This window comes from Pseudomonas bharatica CSV86 (assembly GCF_000319305.2).
Taxonomy (GTDB): Bacteria; Pseudomonadota; Gammaproteobacteria; order Pseudomonadales; family Pseudomonadaceae; genus Aquipseudomonas; species Aquipseudomonas bharatica.
In genome coordinates this window covers 2,129,037-2,151,285 of the sequence record NZ_AMWJ02000001.1, presented here as the reverse complement: position 1 = coordinate 2,151,285, position 22,249 = coordinate 2,129,037, and the positions used below count along the sequence as shown (strand labels likewise).

Genomic DNA, 22,249 nt, shown 5'->3' with positions numbered 1-22,249 from the left:
GTCTGGGCTTTTGGGGGAACCACAAGACCATGCGGTCTGCTTACCTCGGGCTCGGGCCCACCGCGTGGGCGACGGGGAACGGAGTGCGAGTCACTCCCGAAGCCGTACGTGTAACGGGACCGATGATAGCCACACTCGATGCCGCATCCTCGGTACCGTTCTCAACACTCTCAGGCCTACCTAGGACACTTCCGGAGTACGGGGTTAACTTCGTGCCGTTCGCGCTGCTGCGAGATCTACCTGCCACGCTATCTGAGCACGGAATATCGGCGGCAACCCAAGCTGATGCTGAAACGGGCGCCGATAATGTGAAGCCAATGACTGCACTTCGCGTTTCCCAAGCCATCAACAAGCTCGTACGGCAGGCCAGTGAAAGCGTTTCCGGTTTGATGAAGCTTGCTAATCAGGACCAGACGAATGCTGGCGCAGACGATTCTGTAGCCATCACGCCGAAGAAACTTCGGTTTGGGTTTCAGGCTTTGTTTGACCGCAATGGATTCATAGTCTTTCCACGTTGGCTTGGAGGTTTAACGCTGCAGTGGGGGGTTACTCCGACCTATCTAGTCAACACGATAGGCACGCTGACTACGCGGATTACCTATCCCATCCAGTTTCCAACAGGTGCCTTTACCGTATTTGTAGTGCACGAAGGCACGACGAGCGCCCTCAGTAGCGCCGCGTTGGCGAACGGATTTGATGAGTCAGGCTTTGTCGTGTCGCTTGAAAACACGCGTAATGACCAGAGCGTGGCGGGCCGTTGGATCGCAATTGGGAGCTGAGATGAAGAAATACATCCTGTTTGACGAGTCGGGCGCTTTGGAGGCCCGGCTACTTGAAGGCATTCACACCGTCCCGGTTGGGGCAGTACCTGTTACTGACGAACTCTGGAATCGTACAATTCAAGAGCTGGATGGCGTCTGGAAGATCGACGACAACGGCCTGGTAATAAAGGACATTCCTCTGGTCGTTATCGATCAGGCCGCGTTGGAGCGAGCATGGCGTGACAGACGGATTGAGGACATCAAATGGTTGCGCGAGCGCCATCGTGACGAGCAGGACCTGCAAATGACGACGACCCTGACGTCAAGCGAGTTCCTGGAGTTGCTGGCCTACATGCAAGCGCTACGCGACTGGCCGCAATCAACTGAGTTCCCAGATCAGACCGTAAGGCCGGTGGCTCCAGCATGGTTGACCGGCGATTCATGATATTCCATTGCAGCTGGTGCAAAAACTTGGGAGGTCATTTATCTCGCCTTCCAGCTAGGATTTTTCGCGCGCGGCATCATGATGGCCTCATCGCTGGCAAGCCAGCTCCCACAGGTGTAGTGGTGCACGCGATCACTGTGGGAGCTGGCTTGCCAGCGATGAGGCCATCGAACTCACATCAATGCGTCTGCATCTTGCTCTTGATGAACCCAGCCACCCAGGTCAACACCGCGCCACCGGCACCGCCGCCGATCACGCTGCTGATGATGGCCGGGATATCCAGGGTTCCTGCCGCTCCGGCCTCGGCCAGGGATTGATCGCCGGTCAGGTGGGCCAGCACCTGCCCCAGCAGCACCCCGCCGATTGCACCTGCTACGGAGTTCAGGGTCGGCCCCATCCCCTCCTTGCTCAACCCTGCCACGTTGCCGCCAACCACACCGCTGATGATCTGGATGATCAGAGTCATGATGTCCATCGCAATAGCCCCTCTTAGCGTCTGTAAGGACACCTCGCGTGCGGGCTACTACGGATACGGCACTACCAACGGGCATCGAGGCGTCGATGTCCGACCGACGACGGCAAGCTGTGGCGGATAACCGACAGTATATGTAGGACTTTTTACTTGCGCGAATCGGCGTCAGGGCTTGACGTTTTTCAGTTCGTTCAGCAAGCCCAGCAACGCTTGCAGTTTCTCATCGCCGAACTGTTCAAGGATGCGCTGGTAGTTGCGCTCCATATCCTCGCTCATGGCGATGAAGCATTGCTGGCCCTGCTCCGTCAGACCGACGAAAACACGGCGCTGGTCGGTACTGGACTTCTTGCGCCGCACCAGGCCATCGCGCTCCAGGCGAGCGAGCACGCCGGTCATGCTCGGCTTGAGGATGCAGGCCTGCTCGGCCAACTGATGGCTTTCCAGTTCACCCTGCTGGCGCAGGATGCGGATCACCCGCCATTGCTGCTCGGTCAGCCCGTGCTCGTTGAGGGATGGGCGGAAGAAGGCCATGGCGGCTTCGCGGGCCTGAAGCAAGGTGAGGGTCAGGGAAGGTCTTGGTTTCGACATGGTCAGACTGATATCAACGATGATGGGGCAGCTTAAGAGCCGGGGTTACCGCCTGCAAGGCCCTTGGCAGGCACGGCGAATCGAGCCGGGCCAATCGTCAAATATAATGAACTGCCTCGCCCGATATAGGACCGATTTATTTCTTTATAATCAGGATGTTATAACTAATACCTAGCTCAGAACGTTAATAAATACGCACACAAAAGCATGAATCCGCTTGATATATTTAACGGCTCTGGCAAGCTATGGGGCAGGTTTCGACCGGGAACAGAGCTTCGCGTGCCTCCCGGCAGTGCTCGAAACCCCAGGCAGCGCCAGCTCGATAGCGGCGCGCCTGCACAACAATGACAGGCTGCGCCTGTCCCAAGGTGACATATGCCCAACAGCAACATTGGCAATAAGAATCAGAAATCCCGCAAACCCGTGGTCCTGATGACCATGGGCACTCAAGAGCGCAAGGGTCACGACTACCAGGTGATGACCCACAAGTACATCACTCCGCTGGTGGAACACGCCGGCTGCGTCCCGGTCCTGGTCCCCACCTGCTGCGGCATCGAAGACCTCGAGCAGTACCTGGACATGGCTGACGGCGTCTACCTGACCGGTGCCGGCAGCAACATCGACCCGGCCCTCTATGGCCAGGAAAACGAAACCCCGGGCAAGGCCCAGGACCGTGACCGCGACCTGTTCGACCTGCCGCTGGTGCAACTGGCGATCGCCCGCGGCCTGCCGATCTTCGGCATCTGCCGTGGCATGCAGGAAATCAACGTGGCCCTGGGTGGCGATATCTACCAGAAGGTATACGCCGAACCCGGCTTCAACGATCACCGGGAGAACCCCGAGGATCCGGTGGACGTGCAATATGCCGCCTCCCACAGCGTGCGCCTGAAGCCAGGCAGCTGGCTGCAGGAATTGCTGCAGAGCGACGAGATCCGCGTCAACTCGCTGCATGGCCAGGGCCTGAAAACCCTGGGCGACGGCGTCGAGCCCCTGGCTCATGCCGAAGACGGCCTGGTCGAGGCGATCCATGCGCCAAGCCTGTCGCCGTTCCTGTTCGCGGTGCAATGGCACCCGGAATGGCAAGCCGCGAAGAACCCGGATTCGGTGCGGATGTTCGAGGCATTTGGCGACGCTTGCCGGGTGCAGGCGAGCAAGAAGCAGCAAAGCAAGACCCAAAGTATCGCTTGAGATAATCACCTCAAGACACTGATTTAGAAGAGCTTTTAAATCCGAAAGGCCGTATCGAGCGCACATCGATACGGCCTTTTTTGTGCGTACCGCACCGCCCTTCCAAACAAGTGACTTTACATTAGCCACATAACTCATTGTTTTTAAATGATTTAACCCAAAACAGAATCAACCTTAAGAGCATCGCTCAAGCTGCTGTCTGCGCTAGGGACTAGCATCCATCCTCGGCTCCATTCCCACCCTTCCCGTCAGCTCGCCTTCGATCTGCCCCGACAACGACCAGACCCCGGCCATCACCCCGGTGCCATGGTTCTCCATCAGGTTCTGCCACTCCTCGTTCAATGCTGCATTGAGGATCACCCGCAACTGCTCGACCATCTCCGGTCGGTCGCTCTCATGCATCATCGCGCCGATCCCGGCCGAGGCCACCGAGATCGCCATCCCGGCCGCCTTGCCCACCGCCGCCGCCACGGCGCTGAGTGCACCCCGGGGCGCCAGGGTCGCCTCCAGGCGTGTGCTGGCTTTGCTGGCTACCGATGACAGTCCGTTGTCCGACGCCGTCGCATTGGCCGCTGCGGCCTTGCGAATCTCTTCGTGCAGGGCCAGCCAGGCCGGCAGTTGCACGAAGGGCTTTGCCGTCAGCACGCCGCGCAGGCTGGCATCCCGCGCGGCAGGCGGGCCCAGGGCAATGGCGGGAATACGCTCAAGGTGCAGGGCGAACTGGTCTGGCGCAGGCCGATAGCGCTCGCCAATCCCCTGGATCTGCTGGCCGAGCAATTGCACGTACAACTCGGTCGCACGCTCGCGGATCAGGTCGGGATTGATCTGCTCGGCCACCGGTTCCAGAACGCGCTCGCGATAGGCGTCCTGTAGATAAAGGGCCAGGCGGTTATCGGGCTGGTCGCGGTGCTGGCTCATCTTGTACCAGGCCACCCTCAGGGTCAGCCATTGCTGGGTCCAGTAGCCGGTGAACCAGGGAATGAAATTCTCTTCGGTCTGTACCTGCACCTGCTCGCGCCAGACCCGCATGGAGCGCCGTGCATAGTCCCGGCCGAACCGGCGGCGCCGCGCGAGGCCTGGACGATCTCCCGGTCCACCTGCTGCCACGCGGCGGGTGACAGCACCACCGGCGGCACCTCCGGCACGCGGTTACGCGAACCGCAACCGCACAGGATCACCAGCAACGCCAAAAGCCACACCCGATACAGGGAACGCCGGTTCACGATCGCCACCCCTTCGCCACGCTTTCTGGAGTATAGGAACGGCGTGGCTGCGGCGATCTAACTTCTGGCGATATCCAGCAGGGGCCAGTGCGCCAGGGGCTCGTATTGGCCTTTGCTGGACTCGTAGAGCATGAACTCCCTCGCATTCCAGCGAAACTCGGGCGCCACCGCTGCCTCGGGTACTTCGTGGCGGAAATCCCGGGCCAGCGTCAGGTGCGGGCGAAACGCTTTTGAATCGGCGACGAAGCCCAGTGGCAACAAGGCCTCCTGCAACTGGTAAACCCAGCGCAGCAGCGCTTTTGGTGGTTCCTGCGTGGTCAGCACCAGCGCCTGGCTGCGCCGCCAGACCTCCAGGCGATCAAGAACCAGCGGTTGCGGACGCTCCAGCGGGCGCAGCCGTGCGGCTACTTCGAAAATCGCCGGCAACTGGCTGACACCGACTGCGCCGAGAAACATCAGGGTCACATGGAAATTCCCGGTTGGTACCGGCTTGCCGCTGCGCAGGCGCAGGTCGCTGCGCCAGCGTGACAGGGCCTTGCCTTGCGTCGGGGTGCAGGGCAAGGCGAAGAACAGGCGCTTGAAGGGTTCGTTGGGTCCGGGGTCGAGACTGATCACGAAAGGCTCCTTGGGTGTCTCGCGGCACTATGACTCAAGACAGTGCCGCCCTGCCCGGCTATCGGACCTGGCCAAGCCTGCTGATATGCAGTGTTGCTGAGGGCCTCATCGCTGGCAAGCCAGCTCCCACAGTCGCGTAACCCTGTGGGAGCTGGCTTGCCAGCGATGAGGCCCTCAAAGCCGATAGAGATCTCAAACCGGCGAAATGGTCCCCAACGCCCCGATCACGATCGCCAGTGCCAGAAACCCGAACAGAAAAATCGCCATCTTGCCCATCACTGCCTCCACGTACCGAAAATAAACCTTGCATGGGGCCTATTCTCGGCAAGCATCTGTTTGCATAACAGATTCAGAAAGCACTGAAAAATACGGATCAGATCAGCAACGGAAATGCCCGACCATGCCGTGCAGACGGCTGCTCAAGTGGCTCAACTCGGTACTCGCGGCGGAAATCTCGGCACTGGCGGTGGCCGACTCCTCGGCGGTCTCGCGCACCCGGGTCACGCTTTGGTTGATCTCCTCGGTCACCGCGGCCTGCTCTTCGGCAGCTGTGGCAATCAGCTCGCTCATCTGCTGGATATTGGAAACCTGGCGGGTGATCTGTTCCAGCGCAGTGCCGGTGTCACGCACGCCATTGACCGACGCGCTGGTCTGCTCCAGGTTGGTCTGCATCATCCCGGTACTCTCGTTGGCGATGTGCTGCAGCGTGACGATCAGTTGCTCGATCTCGCTGGACGAGGCCTGGGTACGCTGGGCCAGGTTGCGCACTTCGTCGGCGACCACGGCGAAACCACGCCCCGCCTCGCCGGCCCGGGCCGCCTCGATCGCCGCGTTGAGGGCCAGCAGGTTGGTTTGCTCGGCAACGGCCTTGATCACATCGAGGATTGCGCCGATGCGTCCACACTCCTGCTGCAGCCGGCCAAGGGATTCGGCAGAAACGCCCACGCCATTGGCCATCGCCTCGATCTGGCGGATCGCCTGCTGGGACATCGCCAGCACGCTGGTCACTTCATGGTCGGCGCCCTTGGCCGCACTGGCAGCCTCCTCGGAATTGCGCGCCACCTCCTGCACGGTGGCGGCGATCTCGTTCATGGCCGTGGCGACCATATCGGTCTCGTTGCGCTGGCTGTCGATGCCTTCGCGGGTGGTGCTGGTGATCGCCGCCAATTGCGAGGCGGAAGCCGCCAGTTGCTGCGAACCACAACCGATCTGCGAAATCACCTCGCGCAGGCTCGCGGTCATGCTGTCCAGCGAGCGTAGCAGCACACCCAGTTCGTCGCCCCGCTCGGTGTGGGTTGCGCCGGTCAGGTCGCCACCGGCGATGCGCTGCGCGGTCTTCACCGCTTCGCGTAGCGGGTAGACGATCTGCCGGCTGATCAACAGGGCCACGGCGATGCCGCAAAGAATCGCCACCAGGGTGATCACCGCCAGCAGCATATGAGTGCTTTTCACCTGGGCGGAAGCTCGCTCTTCCTCGGCGTAGTACAGGGCATTGGCGCCGTCCTGGAGCTTGGAGAGCAACTGGTTGGCCGCCGTCAGTTCGGCCACCGAGCGGGCCTGCTCGCGGGCCTTGCCGTAGGTTTGCAGGTCGGCCTGGAGCTGCTGCGCCGCCCCCAGGTCCTGGGCCGGCCAGCGGCCTTCGCGGGCGTCCAGCAGCAACTGGTCGAAACCTTCCTTGAGCTTGGCGTGATGCTCCTGGTGCAAGGACTGCTGTCCGGCGTCACCGGTCAGCGCCAGGTTGTAGTTGGCCTCACGGGCGAACACGATCTCGTCGAACAGGCCGCTGATGAAACTGATGCGCTGCAACGACGCGCTGCTGTTCTGCAAGCCAACACCACCAAGCAGCGACAGCAGCAAGGCGAAGGCCAGCAGCAGGCCGAAGCCGAGGCCGAGTTTGCGGGTAACGCTGAGGTTCTTCAGCGTGAATGCCTGGGACATAGCTTTCTCCAACCAGTGAATTCGCCCTCGCCGGTCCGCAGGTGACGGTGACCGGCAAGTCTGTCATGACGCCGAAGCCGATGAGGCGCGGAGCCCGTACGAACGGCACGGGCCCTGGTGCACAGGAGTGTTCCGGAGGGGATTCACGCGCTGGGCATCCATGCAGTTCCCCAAGGATGGGAAACTTCCTTTTGCCCGGGCTTCCAAAGCCCGGCATTACCCTACTTGCAGCAAGGGAATAGTAACATTCACAAATGAATGATACCAATATGATACTACGACTGGTTCGCGGCCACGCGCCGCGCAGCCAGGTGCTTGAGCGGGTACGCAAGGTGCCTCACTGCACCACCCCGACCGGATAAACGAACGCGTTCACGTCATAGAACGGCGTGCGCTGATAGAACCAGTTCAGCCGCGCCTTGGGGTCCTGGGCGAATGCCATGTCGTCCTTGAGCTTCTTGTCGAATTCCGCCTTGAGCCCCGCATCCTCTTCCAGCATCTTCCTCGCCATCGGCTCCATCACGTATTCCTCCGGCTCCTCGGCGACCACCAGGGTCGAGTTGAAGAAGCCCCAGGACCAGAACGAATCCGGGCTTTGCGGGTGCAGCAGGTTGATCGCCAGCACACCCAGCGGCTGGTCGGTATCGATCACCACCGAGCCCGCCGGGAAGGTCTGCAAGCGCTCGAACGGCTTGCCCGTGCCGCTGACCAGCAGATGCCCTTCATACCCTGGAATCTCGTTGCTCTGCGCCCGGTCCGGCTCGAAGCCGCCGGCCACTTTCACCTCGTCCATGCGATAGAGCGTCACGGCGACGGCAGTCGGCTTGTCGAGGGTGCGCATGACGATACCGTGGGCCTTGAGCCGGGCAATCACATCGCGCCATTGCGCCGGAACGATGTACTGCCTTGGCCGCTTCACCACCAGGTCCGGCTCGGTATTGCCGGTGACCGGCACTTCGAGGTTCTTTGGCTGGTTGCTCCAGACGATGGTTTTCACACCGGTGATCGGTGAGGTCTCGTAACGGTAGTCACCGACGGTGAACGGCACCGTCTGCGGCGCACCGGCTTTCCAGGTGAGGATCACGTCCTTCTGCGCGGCGAGCCGCGCGCGGTCCTTGTCGATGGCGGCACGCAGGGTTGCCGCCTGTTCACCGATCACCTGGAACATCGCCTTGAGCATCACATAGTTGCCCAGCACTTGGGTGCGGTACGGGTGCAGGGCATGCTGCTCGATCAGGATCGAGGGCACGTTGCGGATATCGCCGTACTGGTTGGAGAAGCGCGCCAGGTCCGTGCGGTACGGATAGTAGCCTTGGGTCGGGTCCTGGTTGTCGTTGAAGCTGATGCATTCGTGGACCACGTGCCCTTCATCCTGCAGCGCCTGGTACACCGGCGTGCGCATGACCTGGTCCATCCACGCACTGCTGGCCGGCGACCAGCCGTTGCCGTTATGGCAATAGGAACTGTCGTAGGGGTACATGGCGCCGTCGGTGGAGTGGGTGTCGGCGAAGAAGCTCAGCTCGTAATGGTTGAAGACCCAGGCGACGTTGCGGATCTCGGCACTGTCGAGCTTGGTGAAGTCGCGGTTGAGGTTGTAGTTCAGGCCGTTGACCCGCCAGCCGGCGATATCCGGGCCGTTCTGGTTGATCCGGCCGTAGGCACTGCGGCGAATGTCACCATCGATGTTGACCGTAGGGATGAAGAGGATATTGACCCGTTCCAGCAGCGCGGCGAGAGGCTTGTCGCCTGCGGTCATATCACGCAGGAGCATGAACATGGCGTCCTTGCCGTTGGATTCGCCGGGGTGGATCTCGGCCTCGACGAAGATCGTCGGCTTGCCGGACTGCTTCAGCCCCGCCGGGGATTTGTCCTTGGACAGGGAAGCCACGGCCAGCACCATCGGATGGCCTTCGGCACTCCTTTCCGGCAGTTCGCTCAATACCACCTTGCCGCCCGAGGCAGCGGCGAGCTTGCGCAGCCAGGCGCGGGTCTGTTCGTAGGTGCTGGTCTGCTTGAAGTCGCTGGCTTCGGCCACGGTGATCAGTGGGTTGTCCGCCTTGGCGATATAGCGGGTACTGCTGATCTGCTGTTCGAACATCGCCGGCAGGATCCGCTGCCTGGCCGCTTCCGGGTACTTGCTGTCATCGATATAGGCCGGGGCCGAGGGCAAGGCAGCCAACGCGGACTGACCGGCGCCGAGCAGCAAAGCGGTGAAAAACAGCCTGGAGTGCTTCATGGGGGAGTTCCTTCTCACGCGGGAACTGGCAACCTTAGAACAGATTGCCAAAGGTTACGAGGAACCAGCTGCCATGTTGCACAACCTGTTCGAAGGCATCGCCGAAGCGGCGGTGGAGGAACGTTTCGATGATCTGCTCAAGCGGCCGGGGCTGCGCATCGAACGCATCGTCTCCAATGGCCAGAGCAGCCCGGAGGGATTCTGGTATGACCAGGCGGAGGGGGAATTCGTGCTGGTGCTGACGGGCTCGGCGGGCTTGCGCCTGGAGCATGAGGCCGAGGTGCGGGTGCTGGGGCCGGGGGATTTCGTGGATATTCCGGCAGGCTGCAGGCATCGGGTGGAGTGGACGGATGCGGGGCAGCCGACGGTGTGGCTGGCTGTGTTTTATGCGGTGAACTGAAGGGCCCTATCGCTGGCAAGCCAGCTCCCACAGTGTGGGAGCTGGCTTGCCAGCGATGAGGCCCTAAAGAGCAACCACGGGCTCAGACCGCCCGCAACATACCCCGATCCACGATGAAGTCGATCAGCGTCTGCAAGCCATGCCCAGTCTTCAGGTTGGTGAAGGCCCAGGGCCGCTCCGGGCGCATGCGCCTGGTGTCACTTTCCATGACCTCCAGCGAAGCCCCGACATAGGGCGCCAGGTCGATCTTGTTGATCACCAGGAAGTCCGACTTGGTAATCCCCGGCCCGCCCTTGCGCGGGATCTTCTCGCCTTCGGCAACGTCGATCACGTATACGGTGAGGTCCGCCAGTTCCGGACTGAAGTTGGCGCTGAGGTTGTCGCCGCCACTCTCGACGAAGATAACCTCGAGGTTGCCGAACTTGCGCGCCAACTCTTCCACCGCCGCCAGGTTCATCGAGGCGTCCTCGCGGATCGCCGTGTGCGGGCAGCCGCCGGTTTCCACGCCGACGATGCGCTCCGGCTCCAGGGCGCCGGCCTCGGTAAGGATGCGCTGGTCTTCCTTGGTGTAGATGTCGTTGGTGACCACGGCGATCTCGTAGTGGTCGCGCATGGCCTTGCACAGCGCTTCGAGCAGCGCGGTCTTGCCGGATCCGACCGGGCCGCCGACGCCGACGCGCAGGGGTTGCTTGTAGCTTTGCATAGGGAATTCCTCAGGATCGGAACAATCGGGTGTATTGGGTTTCGTGGCGCGACGAGGCGATCGCCAGCAATGGCAGGCCGCCACCCAGTTCTTCATCGGGCAGCAGCAGGGCGCGCTCGAGCACGGCGCTCAGGTCGTCGGAGAGATCGCGCAGCAGGCTTTGCGCGGCCTGCTGGCCGAAGGGCACCAGCTTGACCCCGGCCATTACCGCGCCTTCCAGCCAACTGAAGCCATGGCCCAACAGCAGGTCGCGCAGCGGGATGTCCCAGTACGCCGCCAGCCAGGCCATGCCGCCCAGTTGGGTCAGCTCCAGGCTGGTGCGCCACTGCGGCGCCTGGCCCAGTTGCCAGCCATCGAGCATCCGCGCCAGGGCCGCGCCACGTTGGCGTTCCTCGGTACGCAGCTCGGCGGTTTCGCGATTGGCCAGGAGGAAACGGCTCCAGTGCGCGAACGCCTCGGCATTATTGGCTTCACAGGCCCGGTACAGGCGCACCAGCAACGGCCAGTCGAGATAGCCGAGGGTGTCGTCGATCTGCTGCCGTTGCCAGGTCCGAAAGCCATCGGCGCCCTTGACCCAGCCCGCTTCCACCGCCCACTCCAGGCCCTGCGAGTAGGTGAAGCCACCCACCGGCAGGCCCGGACTGGCCAGTTGCAGCAAACGCAGGAGCTTCAGGTCGCTGTTCATCAGCCCGCCAGCAGCATCGCCGCGCCAGCCAGCAGGCCGCCGCCGAAGGCCTGTTGCAGGCGGGTATGACGGCGCAGCACGCAGCCCAGGGCAAAGCCGGCCACCAGCAGCAGGCCGCTGACGGTGACGAAACCGGCGCTGAACACCCAGAACGCGCCCGGGCTAGCCTCGACGCCATGGGCCCAGCCATGGAACAGGGCGAACAGCGGCATCACCAGCGACAACAGGACCTGGCGCCGCGGCAGCAACAGCGCGGCAGCAGCCACCAGCAGCGAACCGAGGATCATCTCCTCCATGCCGATCACACCACCGAACAGGTGGCCCAGCACCGCACCGCCGAACATCGCTGCCAGGGTCAGGGCCGGCAGGATCAGGCGGCTGCGGGTCAGTGCGGCGAGCACGCCGGTGCCCAGCAGCATCAACAGGTGGTCGAGGCCGGTCAGCGGATGCAGCAGGCCATCCTGCAGCGGATTGGCGTCATGGCCCGGGTGGGCGAATGCCGGAACGGCGACCAGCAGCAGGGCAAGGGCAAGACACTTCTTCATGGAAAACTCCTTGTTGTGATTTACAGCGCCTGGGCAGGCAGGCGGACGAACAGATGATCGGAATGGTTATGGCTATGCGGGGCGCTCTGGTAAGCGCCCGCCTCGGGTTCGAAGGGTGCCTGCTCGACACAGACCTCAAGGCCGAAGCCACGGACCATGTCGTCCAGCACATAGTCATGCTGGTAACGCAGGAAACCCGCCTCGACCTGCAGCGGCACATGACGGTTGCCCAGGTGGTAGGCCGCGCGCGCCAGCGCGAGGCCATCGGCGCAGTACACCGTTGACACCTCCTCGGCAGCAGCGATGACACGAATCACCTCCCCGCCCGCCTCGTCCGCCAGCAGTTCGCCGCCACGGATCAACTGGCCGCGTTCCAGCATCAGCCCGGCATCGCGGCCATCGTCGAGGGTGATGCGTATGCGGCTCTTGATCCGGGTATCCAGGCTCAAGGTGGCGGTGGCCGTCACGGCGCCCTCGCCCACCTTGCGGGTCAACAGAATCATCGGATTCTCCTTGCTCAAAACAGAAAGTAACGCTGGGCCATCGGCAGCACCGTGGCCGGTTCGCACACCAGCAGCTCGCCGTCGGCGCGTACCTGGTAGGTCTGCGAATCCACTTCGATATTCGGCATCAGGCCGTTGTGCACCATGTCGCCCTTGCGCACTGTGCGGCAGCCGTGGGCCAGGCCGATCAGGCTGCGCAGGCCAAGCTGCTGATGCACGCCACGGTCCAGCGCCTCGCGCGACAGGAAGGTCATGCGCGTGGCATGCCGCGCCGCGCCCAGGGCACCGAACATCGGCCGGTAATGCACCGGCTGCGGGGTCGGGATCGAACCGTTGATATCGCCCATCGGCGCCGTGGCGATCATCCCGCCCTTGACCACCAGGGCCGGCTTGACCCCGAAGAAGGCCGGCGCCCAGAGCACCAGGTCGGCCAGCTTGCCGGCCTCCAGCGAACCAACTTCATGGGCGATGCCATGGGTCAGCGCCGGGTTGATGGTGTACTTGGCGATGTAGCGCTTGACCCGGGTGTTGTCGCTGTACGACGAATCCCCGGCCAGCGGCCCGCGGCGCAGCTTCATCTGGTGCGCCACCTGCCAGGTGCGCAGCACCACTTCGCCGACCCGGCCCATGGCCTGGGAGTCCGACGAGGTCATGGCGAAGGCGCCCAGGTCGTGAAGGATGTCCTCGGCAGCGATGGTCTCGCGGCGGATGCGCGACTCGGCGAAGGCCACGTCCTCGGCAATGCTGGTGTCCAGGTGATGGCAGACCATCAGCATGTCCAGGTGCTCGTCCACGGTGTTCACCGTGTACGGCAGGGTCGGATTGGTCGAGGACGGCAGCACGTTGGCGAAGCTCGCCGCGCGGATAATGTCCGGCGCGTGCCCGCCGCCGGCGCCCTCGGTGTGGAAGGTATGGATGGTGCGGTCACCGATGGCCGCCAGGGTGTCCTCGATGCAGCCGGACTCGTTGAGGGTGTCGGTGTGGATCGCTACCTGCACGTCCATTTCCTCCGCCACGCCCAGGCAGCAGTCGATAGCCGCCGGGGTCGAGCCCCAGTCCTCGTGCAGCTTCAGGCCCACGGCGCCGGCGGCGATCTGCTCGCGCAGGGCCTCGGGGCGGGACGCATTGCCCTTGCCCAGCAGGCCGATATTGATCGGCAGCTCGTCGGCAGCCTGGAGCATGCGCGCCAGGTACCAGGGCCCGGAGGTGCAGGTGGTGGCGTTGGTGCCGGTAGCCGGTCCGGTGCCGCCACCGATGAAGGTGGTGATACCCGAGGTCAGCGCCTCTTCCACCTGCTGCGGGCAGATGAAGTGGATATGCGAGTCGATACCGCCGGCCGTAACGATCTTGCCTTCGGCGGCGATCACTTCGGTACCCGGGCCGACCGGCAGGGTCACGCCGGGCTGCACGTCGGGGTTGCCGGCCTTGCCGATGCCGAAGATGCGGCCGTTCTTCACGCCGATATCGGCTTTTACGATGCCCCAGTGATCGATGATCAGGGCGTTGGTCAGCACCAGGTCCATGGCCTCGTCGGCGAGCATCTGGCCTTGGCCCATGCCGTCGCGGATCACCTTGCCCCCGCCGAACTTGACCTCTTCACCGTAGATCGTGAAGTCCTTCTCCACTTCCACCCATAGCTCGGTATCGGCCAGGCGCACGCGGTCGCCGACGGTGGGGCCGAACATATCGGCATAGGCCCTGCGGGAAATCCGGCTCATGCGCCTGCCTCCAGCTTGCCCATGACCTTGCCCTGGAAGCCGTACACCTCGCGCTTGCCCACATAGGGCACCAGGGTCACGCTGCGCGACTGGCCCGGTTCGAAGCGCACGGCGGTGCCGGCCGGGATGTCCAGGCGAAAGCCACGGGTGGCCTCGCGCTCGAACACCAGGGTGTCGTTGACTTCGTAGAAGTGATAATGCGAGCCCACCTGCACCGGACGGTCGCCATGGTTGGCGACGCTGACCACCAGGGTCTGGCGGCCGGTATTGAGTTCGATATCGCCATGCTCGGCGACCTGAATTTCTCCGGGAATCATGCCGTCCTCCTAGACGATCGGATCATGGACGGTGACCAGCTTGGTCCCGTCGGGAAAGGTCGCTTCGACCTGGACGTCGTGGATCATCTCGGCCACGCCTTCCATCACCTCGTCGCGGCTCAGGACTTCGCGGCCGAGGTTCATCAGTTCGGCGACGGTGCGCCCGTCACGGGCACCCTCCATCACCGCCGCGCTGATCAGCGCCACCGCTTCCGGGTAGTTGAGCTTCAGGCCGCGGTCCCGGCGGCGCTCGGCGAGCAGCGCAGCGGTGAACAGCAGCAGTTTGTCTTTCTCTCTCGGGGTCAGCTCCATGGTCGCTCTCTCAGGTGGCCCAGATCCGTGGCGGGCACGGCGCCAGGCCAAGGATGGCCGGACGCAGCGCGCACCACAGGCGCAGCAGTGTGGATTGAAGGCGCTGGTTGTCGTGGTCGAGCAAGCGGACCACCAGCAGGTGCCCCAGCAGGGTTGCCCCGGCAGGGACGGCAAGATGCTCGATTAGGGTGCGTGTCTGTTCCAGCAGCTCCGGGGTGGCCGGTGCCGCGCAGAAGGTGGCTTGCAGCGGGTAACCCGCGAGCTTGTGCAGGCTGTCGCCGTCGATACGCAAGCGTTCGTGCAGGCCCGGATCGTCGGGCATGTCGATCTGCAGGCGGCTGTCCACCGCACCGTGGCTGAAGGTTTCGCCCATCACCGGACGTCCCAGGCACAGGGTTTCCCAGGCCAGCAGGCGCGCGCCCGGGGCCAGGGAAAAACGGTTTTCCAGACGGGTGCGGGCCCCGGGGAAACAGATATTGCCGTGGGGCAGCCATTCCAGCGTGCTGCCCTCGGCCAGATGGAAATGCTGCTTGAGCACCGAAACGGGGCCGGCGCTGCGGTAGAACTTGGTCGCACCGGGCATGGTCAGCAGCGCATGGGTGCCGGGGTCGAGGGTCACGTCCAGGGTCAGGCGATCGCCGCCGACCACGCCGCCTGGGGGGTGCAGCACATATACATGGCAGGGCGCGCCCTCGGGATAGAACGGCCGTTGCACCAAAAGAGGTCCGAAATGTCGACGCGCACCAATACAGGTCCTCTCCCCGCGCTGGATAAAGCGCAACTTCAGCTCGGCGCTCCAGCCTGCGGCGTCATCCGCTGGGGTGAGCAGTTCGGGTAGGGACATTCCAGTGCTTCCGAAAAACGCCGCGTTTATTGGGAAATGTCTGACATCCCGGAACTACGCGGCTGATTAAGAGCGCCTGCGAAACCCTTGTGATTGACGGGTTTGCGCGGACCTGATCGATCGATCAGTATCGATGGAAGCTGTAAAAGCATATTGCGGGCCAGAATGGCGCATGTAGGGGATTTCTTGCGGGGGATGTGCACTGGGATGGGGATGGAAGCAGAATTTGCTGTGTTCTTCAGGGCCCTATCGCTGGCAAGCCAGCTCCCACAGGTACAGCGGTGCTCTTGAGGACGCCTGTGAACCTGTGGGAGCTGGCTTGCCAGCGAAAGGGCCGTGACATTCAGCGCTGGAATTTGGCCTGTGCGACAAGGCCTTTCACATACTCCGTCCCCGGCCGGTCCAGCACCTCGGCAGTGCCGCCCTGCTCGATGATGCGCCCGTCCTTCACCACCACGATGCGATCGGCGATCGTCCTGACCACCCCCAAGTCATGGGTAACGAACACCAGGGTCATGCCCTCGGCCTGCAACTCCCGCAGCAACGCCAGGATCGCCGCCTGCACCGAGACATCCAGCGCCGAGGTGACCTCGTCGCAGATCAGCACCTCGGGTTCGCACACCAGCGCCCGGGCGATCGCAACCCGCTGGCGCTCGCCGCCGGACAGGTGATGGGGATACTTCGCCGCCGTTTCCGCCGGCAACGCCACCCGCGCCAGCGCCGCATCGATCCTTGCCCGGCACGCAGCGCCCTTGAGCCCGAAGAAATGCTCCAGTGGCGCTTGCAGGCATTGGCCGATGCTCTGCCGGGGGTTCAGCGCGCGATACGGGTTCTGGAAGATGTACTGGATCCGGTGCCGGGTCGCCGCGTCGCGCTTGCGCGCCATCAGGCTCAGGGGTTGTCCGTCGAAGCTCAATGCCCCGACGCCGCCATCGCCCAATCCGGCCAGGGTTCGCGCCAGACTGGTCTTGCCCGACCCCGATTCGCCCACCACCGCCAGGCATTCACCGCGATGCACGTCCAGGGACAGGTCGAACAGCACCTGGCGGTCATAGCTCAGGTTAAGGCCGCGCAGTTCCAGCAACGGCGTGCGCGCCTGGTGCACAACCTGCACCGGTGCTATCTCCTCCTCCGGCACTGCAATCAGTTGCGGGTGCAGGCAAGCCACCTGCTGCACGCCGTCCAGCCCCTGCAACGCCGGCTCGATCGCCGAGCATGCCGCACTGCGTCGAGGGCAGCGGGGGGCGAACGCGCAACCGGCCGGCCGCTGCCCCGGCGCCGGCGCATGCCCGGCAATCGCCCGCAGCACACGCTGACGTCCGACCTCGGGAATCGCCGCGAGCAACCCCAGGGTGTAAGGATGCCCTGGCCGCGAGAACAGCCGCTCACGGCTGGCAACCTCGACGATGCGCCCCGCGTACATGACCATAACCCGGTCCACCAGGTCCTTGATCACCCCAAGATCATGGGACACATACACCGCCGCCACGCCCTGCTCCTTGCACAGCCGGCGCACGGTAGCGAGGATATGCGCCCTTGTGCCGACATCCAGCGCGGTGGTCGGCTCGTCCAGCACGATCAGCTTCGGCCGCAACACGAACGCCAGCGCCAGCATCACCCGTTGTTGCTGCCCGCCGGACAGTTGATGCGGGAAGCGCCGCAGGAACTCCCGCTCCCCTGGCAGCCCGACATCCGCCAGGGTCTGCGCCAGGCGCTGCTCCCGCGCTGCGCGATCCAGCCCTGGCTCATGGGCCTGCAAGGTTTCCAGCAACAGCTTGCCGATACGGATCGCCGGGTTCAGGGCCAGCGCCGGGTCCTGGGCGACATAGCCGATCAAACCGCCACGGGCCCGGCGTAACGCCTCGCCGTCGAGGGCCAGCAGGTCGGTCCCGGCCACGCTCACCCGTCCGCCATTGATCCGAGCACCACGACGGGCATGAGCGAGCAAGGCGGTCGCCAGGGTGGTCTTGCCCGAGCCGGACTCACCGACCAAGCCGAGGATCTCCCCCGGCGCCAGGCTGAAATCGATGTGCTCGATCACATCGGCACCACTGTCCAGCTCGACCCGCAAGCCCTCGACCTGCAAAGCCTCGGGGTAGAAAGAACGAATGCGTTCATGAGCGCGCTCCCGCGCTGTACCGGGCAATGCCTTCGGCCAGCAGGTTGGTGCCATAGGCGAACACCGCGATCAGCAACGCCGGGGCCAGCACGGCCCAGGGCTGGATCAGCAGGCCGGCCTGGTTTTCATTGATCATCAGGCCCCAGTCCGCCGCCGGAGGGGCAACGCCGTAGCCGAGGAAACTCAAGCCCGAGAGCATACCGATGCCCCAGGTCAGCATGTTGCCGAAATGCACCAGCAGCGGTGTGAGCACATTGGGCAGGATCTCCCGCAACAGGATGCGCGTGCGGGAAAAGCCCATCATCTGCGCGGCCTCGACGAACTCCTGGCTGGCCACCGATACCGCACTGCCCCGTGCCAGGCGGATCACCCCGGGGGTGAAAGCGATGGCCACGGTCAGCACGATCAGCCACGGCTGGCGCCCCAGCATCGAAACGATCAGCAGCACCAGGATCAGGTCGGGAAAGGCCAGCCAGACATCCGCCAGCCAGGTGATCGCCTGGTCCAGGCGCTGGCGCGACAGCCCGGCGAGCATGCCCAGCGCACTGCCGACGATCAGTGCCAGGGACGCCGCGGCCACCGACATCCAGAGAATCGACAGGCCACCGGCCAGCAGCCGCGAAAGCACGTCATGGCCAAGGAAGTCATGGCCAAGCGGCGCGCCCGCCGTGGGTGCACCGTAAACGCCGCCAAGCATGTCGGTCGGCGCATGGGGCGCCAGCCACGGGCCGAAAAGGGCCAGCAGGACTACCGCCAGGGTCACCAGGCCCCGCGGCGTATCGAAGGTTCACGCCAGAATCGTGCGCTGAACATAAGCGAATCTCCTTATCAAGGTGCCTTGGCCGCCGGACGTCGCCACCAGCTCTGGATACCGCGGCGGTTGCGCTGGATAAGGCTGGCCCGGCGCGCGGTACGCAGTTTAGGGGTGAGCAGGACGGTGAGCAGGTCGGCCAGCAGGTTGACCAGTACCACGCCCAGGGTGATGACCAGCACCGCGCCCTGGATCAGCGGCAGGTCGCGCATCTGGATCGCGCTGTTGAGCAAGGTGCCGATGCCCGGGTAGCTGAATACCACCTCGGCGAGCAACGCACCGCCGATCAGGGTGCGCAGAGTCAGGGCCACGCCCTGGATCGCCGGGACCAGCGCATTGGGCAAGGTGTGGCACCAGACCAGCCGCCACTGCGGCACCCCGCGCAGGCGGGCGGCACCGACATAGTCCGAGTCCAGTGCTTCGATCATCGAGGCACGCACCAGCCGCGCCAGATACGGCAGCGCCGACAGGCTCAGGGCGAACACCGGCAAGGCCAGGTAATCCAGTTGGCGCCATAGCGGCCGGTCCGGATCGATCAGCGACACCGCCGGCAGCAGGTCGAAATGCGGCATGGAAAACAGCAGTACCAGGCCGATGGCGATCAGGTAGCCGGGCGTGGCCTTGAGCACGATCAAGGTCGCCAGGCCCCAGCGATCCAGGCGCGAATCGCGGCGCAGGGCCAGGCCGACGCCGATCGTAAGGGCCAGCGGCAGTACCACCATCAGCACGCCGAGCAGCAGCGCCAGGGTATTGCCGAAGCGGATGAACAGCAGCCCCGCCACCGGTTGCGCCGAATCCAGGGAAATCCCCAGGTCGCCGCGCAACACCTGGGCCAGCCAACTGAAGTACTGGACCAGGATCGGCCGGTCCAGCCCCAGTTGCTGGCGCAAGGTCAGGATACTTTCCAGCGGCGCCTCGGGCCCGAGGATGACCCGGGCCGGGTCCGACGGCAGCGCCTGGGTGGCGATGAACACCACCAGGCTGATGACCCAGGCCGTCAGCAGGCCATAACCGAGGCGGCCGATGAACCACGGCAGCCAGGCGGGCAAACGGGAGGTACGGATAGGCTCAGGCATGGTTCAACCACAGGCTGTCGAAGCGCCAGGAGGCGAAGGTGGTCTGTTCGCCGTGCAGGCCGCCGACTTTCTGCGAGGCGGCATCGAGCACGTCGGTAAAGCCCCAGATCAGCAGGCCGCCACGCTGGTGCTGGATGGTCTGGGCCTCGTGCACCAGCTCGCGGCGCAGGGCCAGGTCGGGCTGGCCGAGGGCCTGGGTGAACAGTTGCGAGAAGCGCTCGTCACGGAAGTTGCTGCGGTTGTAGATCGCCAGGGGCGCATCGTTGTGCAGGCCGGTGGCGAGGAAGCCGCGCGCCGGCGTCGAGCACGGCGACATCAGCCACTGCTCCTTCTGCGGGCCATTGAACACCGAACCGTCCACCGGCGTGACCTTGATCTCGATCCCGGCCTTCTTGGCCTGCTGGGCGAACACCAGCGCCGCGTTGACCTCGTTGGCGGTGGTGGTCAGTTCCAGGCGCAGGTCGGTAGCGCCGGCCTGGCGCAGCAGCGAGCGGGCTTGTTCCAGGTCGTACGGACGCTGAGCGATGGCGTGGTTGTAGGTCGGGTCCTGGGGCGAATACAGGTCGTTGGCGATCCGCCCGAAGCCATTGAGGCCACGCCCCACCAGTTCCTGGCGGTCGGCCAGCAGGCGGAACGCCTGGCGCACCCGCTCGTCCTGGAACGGCGCCTTGGCGGTATTCAGGTTGAAACCGCTGAACGAAGTGGTCGGCGAAGCCACCAGTTGCAGGCGCGGATCGGCCTTGATCAGCGCACTGTGCTCGGCCTGGATGGCACTGGCGATATCGATCTGCCCGGCGCGCAGGGCGGCGACCCGCGACACCTGGTCCTTGAATTCGATGATCTCCAGCTCGTCGGCATAGGGCTGGTTGGGCTTGAAGTAGTTCTCGAAGCGGGTGAACAGCGCCCGCTGCCCCGGCACGAAGCGCTTGAGCCGGTACGGCCCCGCGCCCACCGGATTGTTCGGATCGTAGTCGGTGGGCACGATGCCGCCGAAGGCGATCAGGGTTTCGTCGAGGGGAAGAAGCTGCGGCCTTCCTTGAAGCGGATCTCGATGGTCCGGTCGTCCAGCTTGCGCAAGGCCTGGCGATCGATGGCGCCGACCAGCCCGGCATAGGGCGAGGCCAGCTTCGGGTCGGTCAGGCGCAGGATCGAGAACAGCATGTCGTCCGAAGTGATGGTCTTGCCGTGATGGAACTCCAGCCCCGGCTTGATGCGGATGGTCCAGGCGCTGGCGTCGGCGTTGGGCTCGGCGAACTCGGCCAGGCCCAGGCGCGTGCTGACATCGTCGTTCCATTCCCAGAATTTGCTGTACAGCGCCCAGCCGCGAATGATCCCGCCGCCGGACGGCTTGTGCGCGTCGAGGTTGCCGGCCTGGTCGCCGTCGATGATGCCGACCCGCAGGCGACCGCCGCGCACTGGCGTGCCGGGGGCGACTGCCGCCCCGGCCACGGCAGCGGGTTCGCCGCCACCGCAGCCGCTGAGCAGGCTGGAACCGAGGATCAGGCCACCACCGACGACCAGGCCGTTGCCGAGAAACGCCCGGCGGGAAAATTCGTTGCGCATGGGTACTTCCTTAGGCCGGTTCGGCGGCCGTGCGGGCCTTGAGGCGCGGAACCTCGAAGCCATGGTCCAGGTCGAGCAGCGGGAACAGCAGGTCGGCGACCCGGTGCGCCTCATCGATCAGCGGGAAGCCGGAAAGAATGAAGGCGCTGGTGCCCTGGGCCTCGTACTCGCGAAGGCGTTCGGCGACCTGTTCGGCGCTGCCCACCAGGTAAGTGCCGGCAGCAGGACCGAGCAGGTTGAAACCGAACAGGCTCGGGCCGGTCCAGACGTTCGGGTAGATTTCCAGGTCGCGGGCTTTCGGCAGGCGACCTTCGCGGATCGCCTGGACATTGGCCTGGATCCGCGGGTCGTCGCTGTGGAAGCTGTCGAGGGTCTGGCCCGGCGGCAACTGGCGCTCGATGGCGACGCGGGCGGTGGCCACGGAGGTGTTGTCCAGCAGCTTCTGGGCATGGGCCCAGGCTTCTTCCTCGGTCTCGCGGACGATGATCTGCAGGCGTGTGCCATAGGTCAGCTCGCGGCCGATCTTCGCCGCTTCGGCGGCCACCTTGCGGAACTTGGCACCCAACTTCGGCGGGGTGTCGGCGAAGCTCAGGTAGACATCCAGCAGCTGCACCGAATGGGCCACGCCCGGATCGGAGGTGCCGGCGCCCCACAGCGGCACGGAAAGACGCTTCGGCGGATGCCAGCCACCCAGCGGGTGCCGTGCAGCCGCGGCCGGACGTGGCGCCAGCTTGACGAACTGGCCGTCATAGCCCTCGGTGCCACCGGCATAGATCGCCTGGAAGGCCCGCCAGTATTCAAGGCTGAACTGGTAGCGCTCGTCATGCGGGTAATGCACGCCCAGGGTCGCCAGCCCGGCATCGCTGCCGTTGACCACGTTGAACAGCAGGCGCCCGCCGGAGAACTCGTCGAAGGTCAGCGCCCACTTGGCCAGCACGGCCGGCGACACCTCGCCCGGATGCTGGGCTACCAGGAAGCGCAGGCGCTCGGTGGCATCGATCAGCGAGGCCGCCACGGCCAGGCTTTCGTTGGGGCTGGTGCCGAGCAGCGAGCCGTAGTAGCCGAGTCGGTCGGCGCTCACGGCCAGTTGCTTGAGGTGGTTGAAGTCGGTGCGCCAGCGGCCTTGCTCTTCCCATGGATAGGGGCCGTCGGGGCTGGTGAGGTACCAGAGGATCTTCACTGCCATG

Annotated in this window: 20 protein-coding genes and 3 pseudogenes; 4 read left to right on the top strand and 19 right to left on the bottom strand. The window is 64.3% G+C overall.

The features are described from left to right. Positions 1–212: 212 nt before the first annotated feature. On the top strand, positions 213–779 hold the full coding sequence (locus CSV86_RS09395; protein ID WP_170394264.1) for a gp53-like domain-containing protein: 567 nt from the start codon (positions 213–215) through the stop codon (positions 777–779). Position 780: 1 nt separating this feature from the next. Then, the gene (locus CSV86_RS09390) at positions 781–1,206 is read left to right on the top strand and encodes a phage tail assembly chaperone (RefSeq protein WP_009407734.1); all 426 of its coding nucleotides are present in this window, start codon (positions 781–783) and stop codon (positions 1,204–1,206) included. 178 nt (positions 1,207–1,384) lie between these two features. Here CSV86_RS09390 and CSV86_RS09385 read toward each other — a convergent pair whose 3' ends face one another. After that, the gene (locus CSV86_RS09385; protein WP_009407735.1) at positions 1,385–1,681 is read right to left on the bottom strand and encodes a hypothetical protein; all 297 of its coding nucleotides are present in this window, start codon (positions 1,679–1,681) and stop codon (positions 1,385–1,387) included. A 162-nt stretch (positions 1,682–1,843) separates the two neighbouring features. Beyond that, positions 1,844–2,266 (bottom strand): homoprotocatechuate degradation operon regulator HpaR, encoded by a 423-nt coding sequence (hpaR, locus tag CSV86_RS09380; protein ID WP_009407736.1) that lies wholly within the window; start codon positions 2,264–2,266, stop codon positions 1,844–1,846. 375 nt (positions 2,267–2,641) lie between these two features. On the opposite strand from hpaR, the gene CSV86_RS09375 reads away from it, so the two are divergent. Next, a complete protein-coding gene (locus CSV86_RS09375; RefSeq protein WP_009407738.1) occupies positions 2,642–3,454 on the top strand; it encodes a gamma-glutamyl-gamma-aminobutyrate hydrolase family protein in 813 nt (270 codons plus the stop codon). A gap of 204 nt (positions 3,455–3,658) precedes the next feature. Here CSV86_RS09375 and CSV86_RS09370 read toward each other — a convergent pair. From CSV86_RS09370 to CSV86_RS09355, 4 genes and pseudogenes are all read right to left on the bottom strand, one after another. Beyond that, positions 3,659–4,686, bottom strand: a pseudogene (locus tag CSV86_RS09370) (hypothetical protein). A gap of 48 nt (positions 4,687–4,734) precedes the next feature. Beyond that, a complete protein-coding gene (thpR, locus tag CSV86_RS09365; protein WP_009407742.1) occupies positions 4,735–5,292 on the bottom strand; it encodes an RNA 2',3'-cyclic phosphodiesterase in 558 nt (185 codons plus the stop codon). Between the two features lie 378 nt (positions 5,293–5,670). After that, the gene (locus CSV86_RS33305; RefSeq protein WP_446532472.1) at positions 5,671–6,729 is read right to left on the bottom strand and encodes a methyl-accepting chemotaxis protein; all 1,059 of its coding nucleotides are present in this window, start codon (positions 6,727–6,729) and stop codon (positions 5,671–5,673) included. 838 nt (positions 6,730–7,567) lie between these two features. Then, on the bottom strand, positions 7,568–9,466 hold the full coding sequence (locus CSV86_RS09355) for a M14 family metallopeptidase (protein WP_009407746.1): 1,899 nt from the start codon (positions 9,464–9,466) through the stop codon (positions 7,568–7,570). A gap of 73 nt (positions 9,467–9,539) precedes the next feature. Here CSV86_RS09355 and CSV86_RS09350 point away from each other — a divergent pair, with 73 nt between their 5' ends. Next, positions 9,540–9,866, top strand: coding sequence for a cupin domain-containing protein (locus CSV86_RS09350; RefSeq protein WP_037062380.1), 327 nt, complete (start codon positions 9,540–9,542; stop codon positions 9,864–9,866). Between the two features lie 82 nt (positions 9,867–9,948). Here the strand turns inward: CSV86_RS09350 and ureG are convergent, their stop codons facing one another. From ureG to CSV86_RS09285, 13 genes and pseudogenes are all read right to left on the bottom strand, one after another. Next, on the bottom strand, positions 9,949–10,569 hold the full coding sequence (gene ureG, locus CSV86_RS09345; RefSeq protein ID WP_009407750.1) for an urease accessory protein UreG: 621 nt from the start codon (positions 10,567–10,569) through the stop codon (positions 9,949–9,951). A gap of 10 nt (positions 10,570–10,579) precedes the next feature. Further along, positions 10,580–11,254 (bottom strand): urease accessory protein UreF, encoded by a 675-nt coding sequence (locus CSV86_RS09340; protein WP_009407752.1) that lies wholly within the window; start codon positions 11,252–11,254, stop codon positions 10,580–10,582. Next, positions 11,254–11,799 (bottom strand): HupE/UreJ family protein, encoded by a 546-nt coding sequence (locus CSV86_RS09335; RefSeq protein ID WP_009407755.1) that lies wholly within the window; start codon positions 11,797–11,799, stop codon positions 11,254–11,256. The genes CSV86_RS09340 and CSV86_RS09335 overlap by 1 nt, the downstream gene beginning before the upstream one ends. A gap of 20 nt (positions 11,800–11,819) precedes the next feature. After that, a complete protein-coding gene (gene ureE / locus CSV86_RS09330; protein WP_009407757.1) occupies positions 11,820–12,302 on the bottom strand; it encodes an urease accessory protein UreE in 483 nt (160 codons plus the stop codon). Positions 12,303–12,316: 14 nt separating this feature from the next. Further along, positions 12,317–14,020 carry an urease subunit alpha gene (ureC, locus tag CSV86_RS09325; RefSeq protein ID WP_009407759.1) on the bottom strand — a complete coding sequence of 568 codons (1,704 nt, stop codon included), beginning with the start codon at positions 14,018–14,020 and terminating at the stop codon, positions 12,317–12,319. After that, positions 14,017–14,337: an urease subunit beta gene (locus CSV86_RS09320; RefSeq protein WP_009407761.1), complete on the bottom strand. Its 321-nt coding sequence runs from the start codon at positions 14,335–14,337 to the stop codon at positions 14,017–14,019. The genes ureC and CSV86_RS09320 overlap by 4 nt, the downstream gene beginning before the upstream one ends. A 9-nt stretch (positions 14,338–14,346) precedes the next feature. After that, the gene (locus tag CSV86_RS09315; RefSeq protein ID WP_009407763.1) at positions 14,347–14,649 is read right to left on the bottom strand and encodes an urease subunit gamma; all 303 of its coding nucleotides are present in this window, start codon (positions 14,647–14,649) and stop codon (positions 14,347–14,349) included. Positions 14,650–14,659: 10 nt separating this feature from the next. Beyond that, positions 14,660–15,493, bottom strand: a complete 834-nt coding sequence (locus CSV86_RS09310) for an urease accessory protein UreD (RefSeq protein ID WP_037062373.1) — start codon at positions 15,491–15,493, stop codon at positions 14,660–14,662. A 343-nt stretch (positions 15,494–15,836) separates the two neighbouring features. Further along, a complete protein-coding gene (locus tag CSV86_RS09305) occupies positions 15,837–17,666 on the bottom strand; it encodes a dipeptide ABC transporter ATP-binding protein (RefSeq protein WP_170394527.1) in 1,830 nt (609 codons plus the stop codon). Further along, positions 17,608–18,425 (bottom strand): annotated as a pseudogene (locus CSV86_RS09300) (ABC transporter permease). The gene CSV86_RS09305 and the pseudogene CSV86_RS09300 overlap by 59 nt, the downstream one beginning before the upstream one ends. A 15-nt stretch (positions 18,426–18,440) precedes the next feature. Continuing rightward, entirely contained in the window at positions 18,441–19,499 is a 1,059-nt protein-coding gene (locus CSV86_RS09295) for an ABC transporter permease (RefSeq protein ID WP_009407770.1), read from the bottom strand. Then, a pseudogene (locus CSV86_RS09290) lies at positions 19,492–21,062 on the bottom strand (ABC transporter substrate-binding protein). Before CSV86_RS09290 ends, CSV86_RS09295 begins: the two are co-directional and overlap by 8 nt. Positions 21,063–21,072: 10 nt before the next feature. Further along, complete coding sequence (locus CSV86_RS09285; RefSeq protein WP_009407772.1) at positions 21,073–22,248, bottom strand: LLM class flavin-dependent oxidoreductase; 1,176 nt, start codon at positions 22,246–22,248, stop codon at positions 21,073–21,075. Position 22,249: the final 1 nt, after the last annotated feature.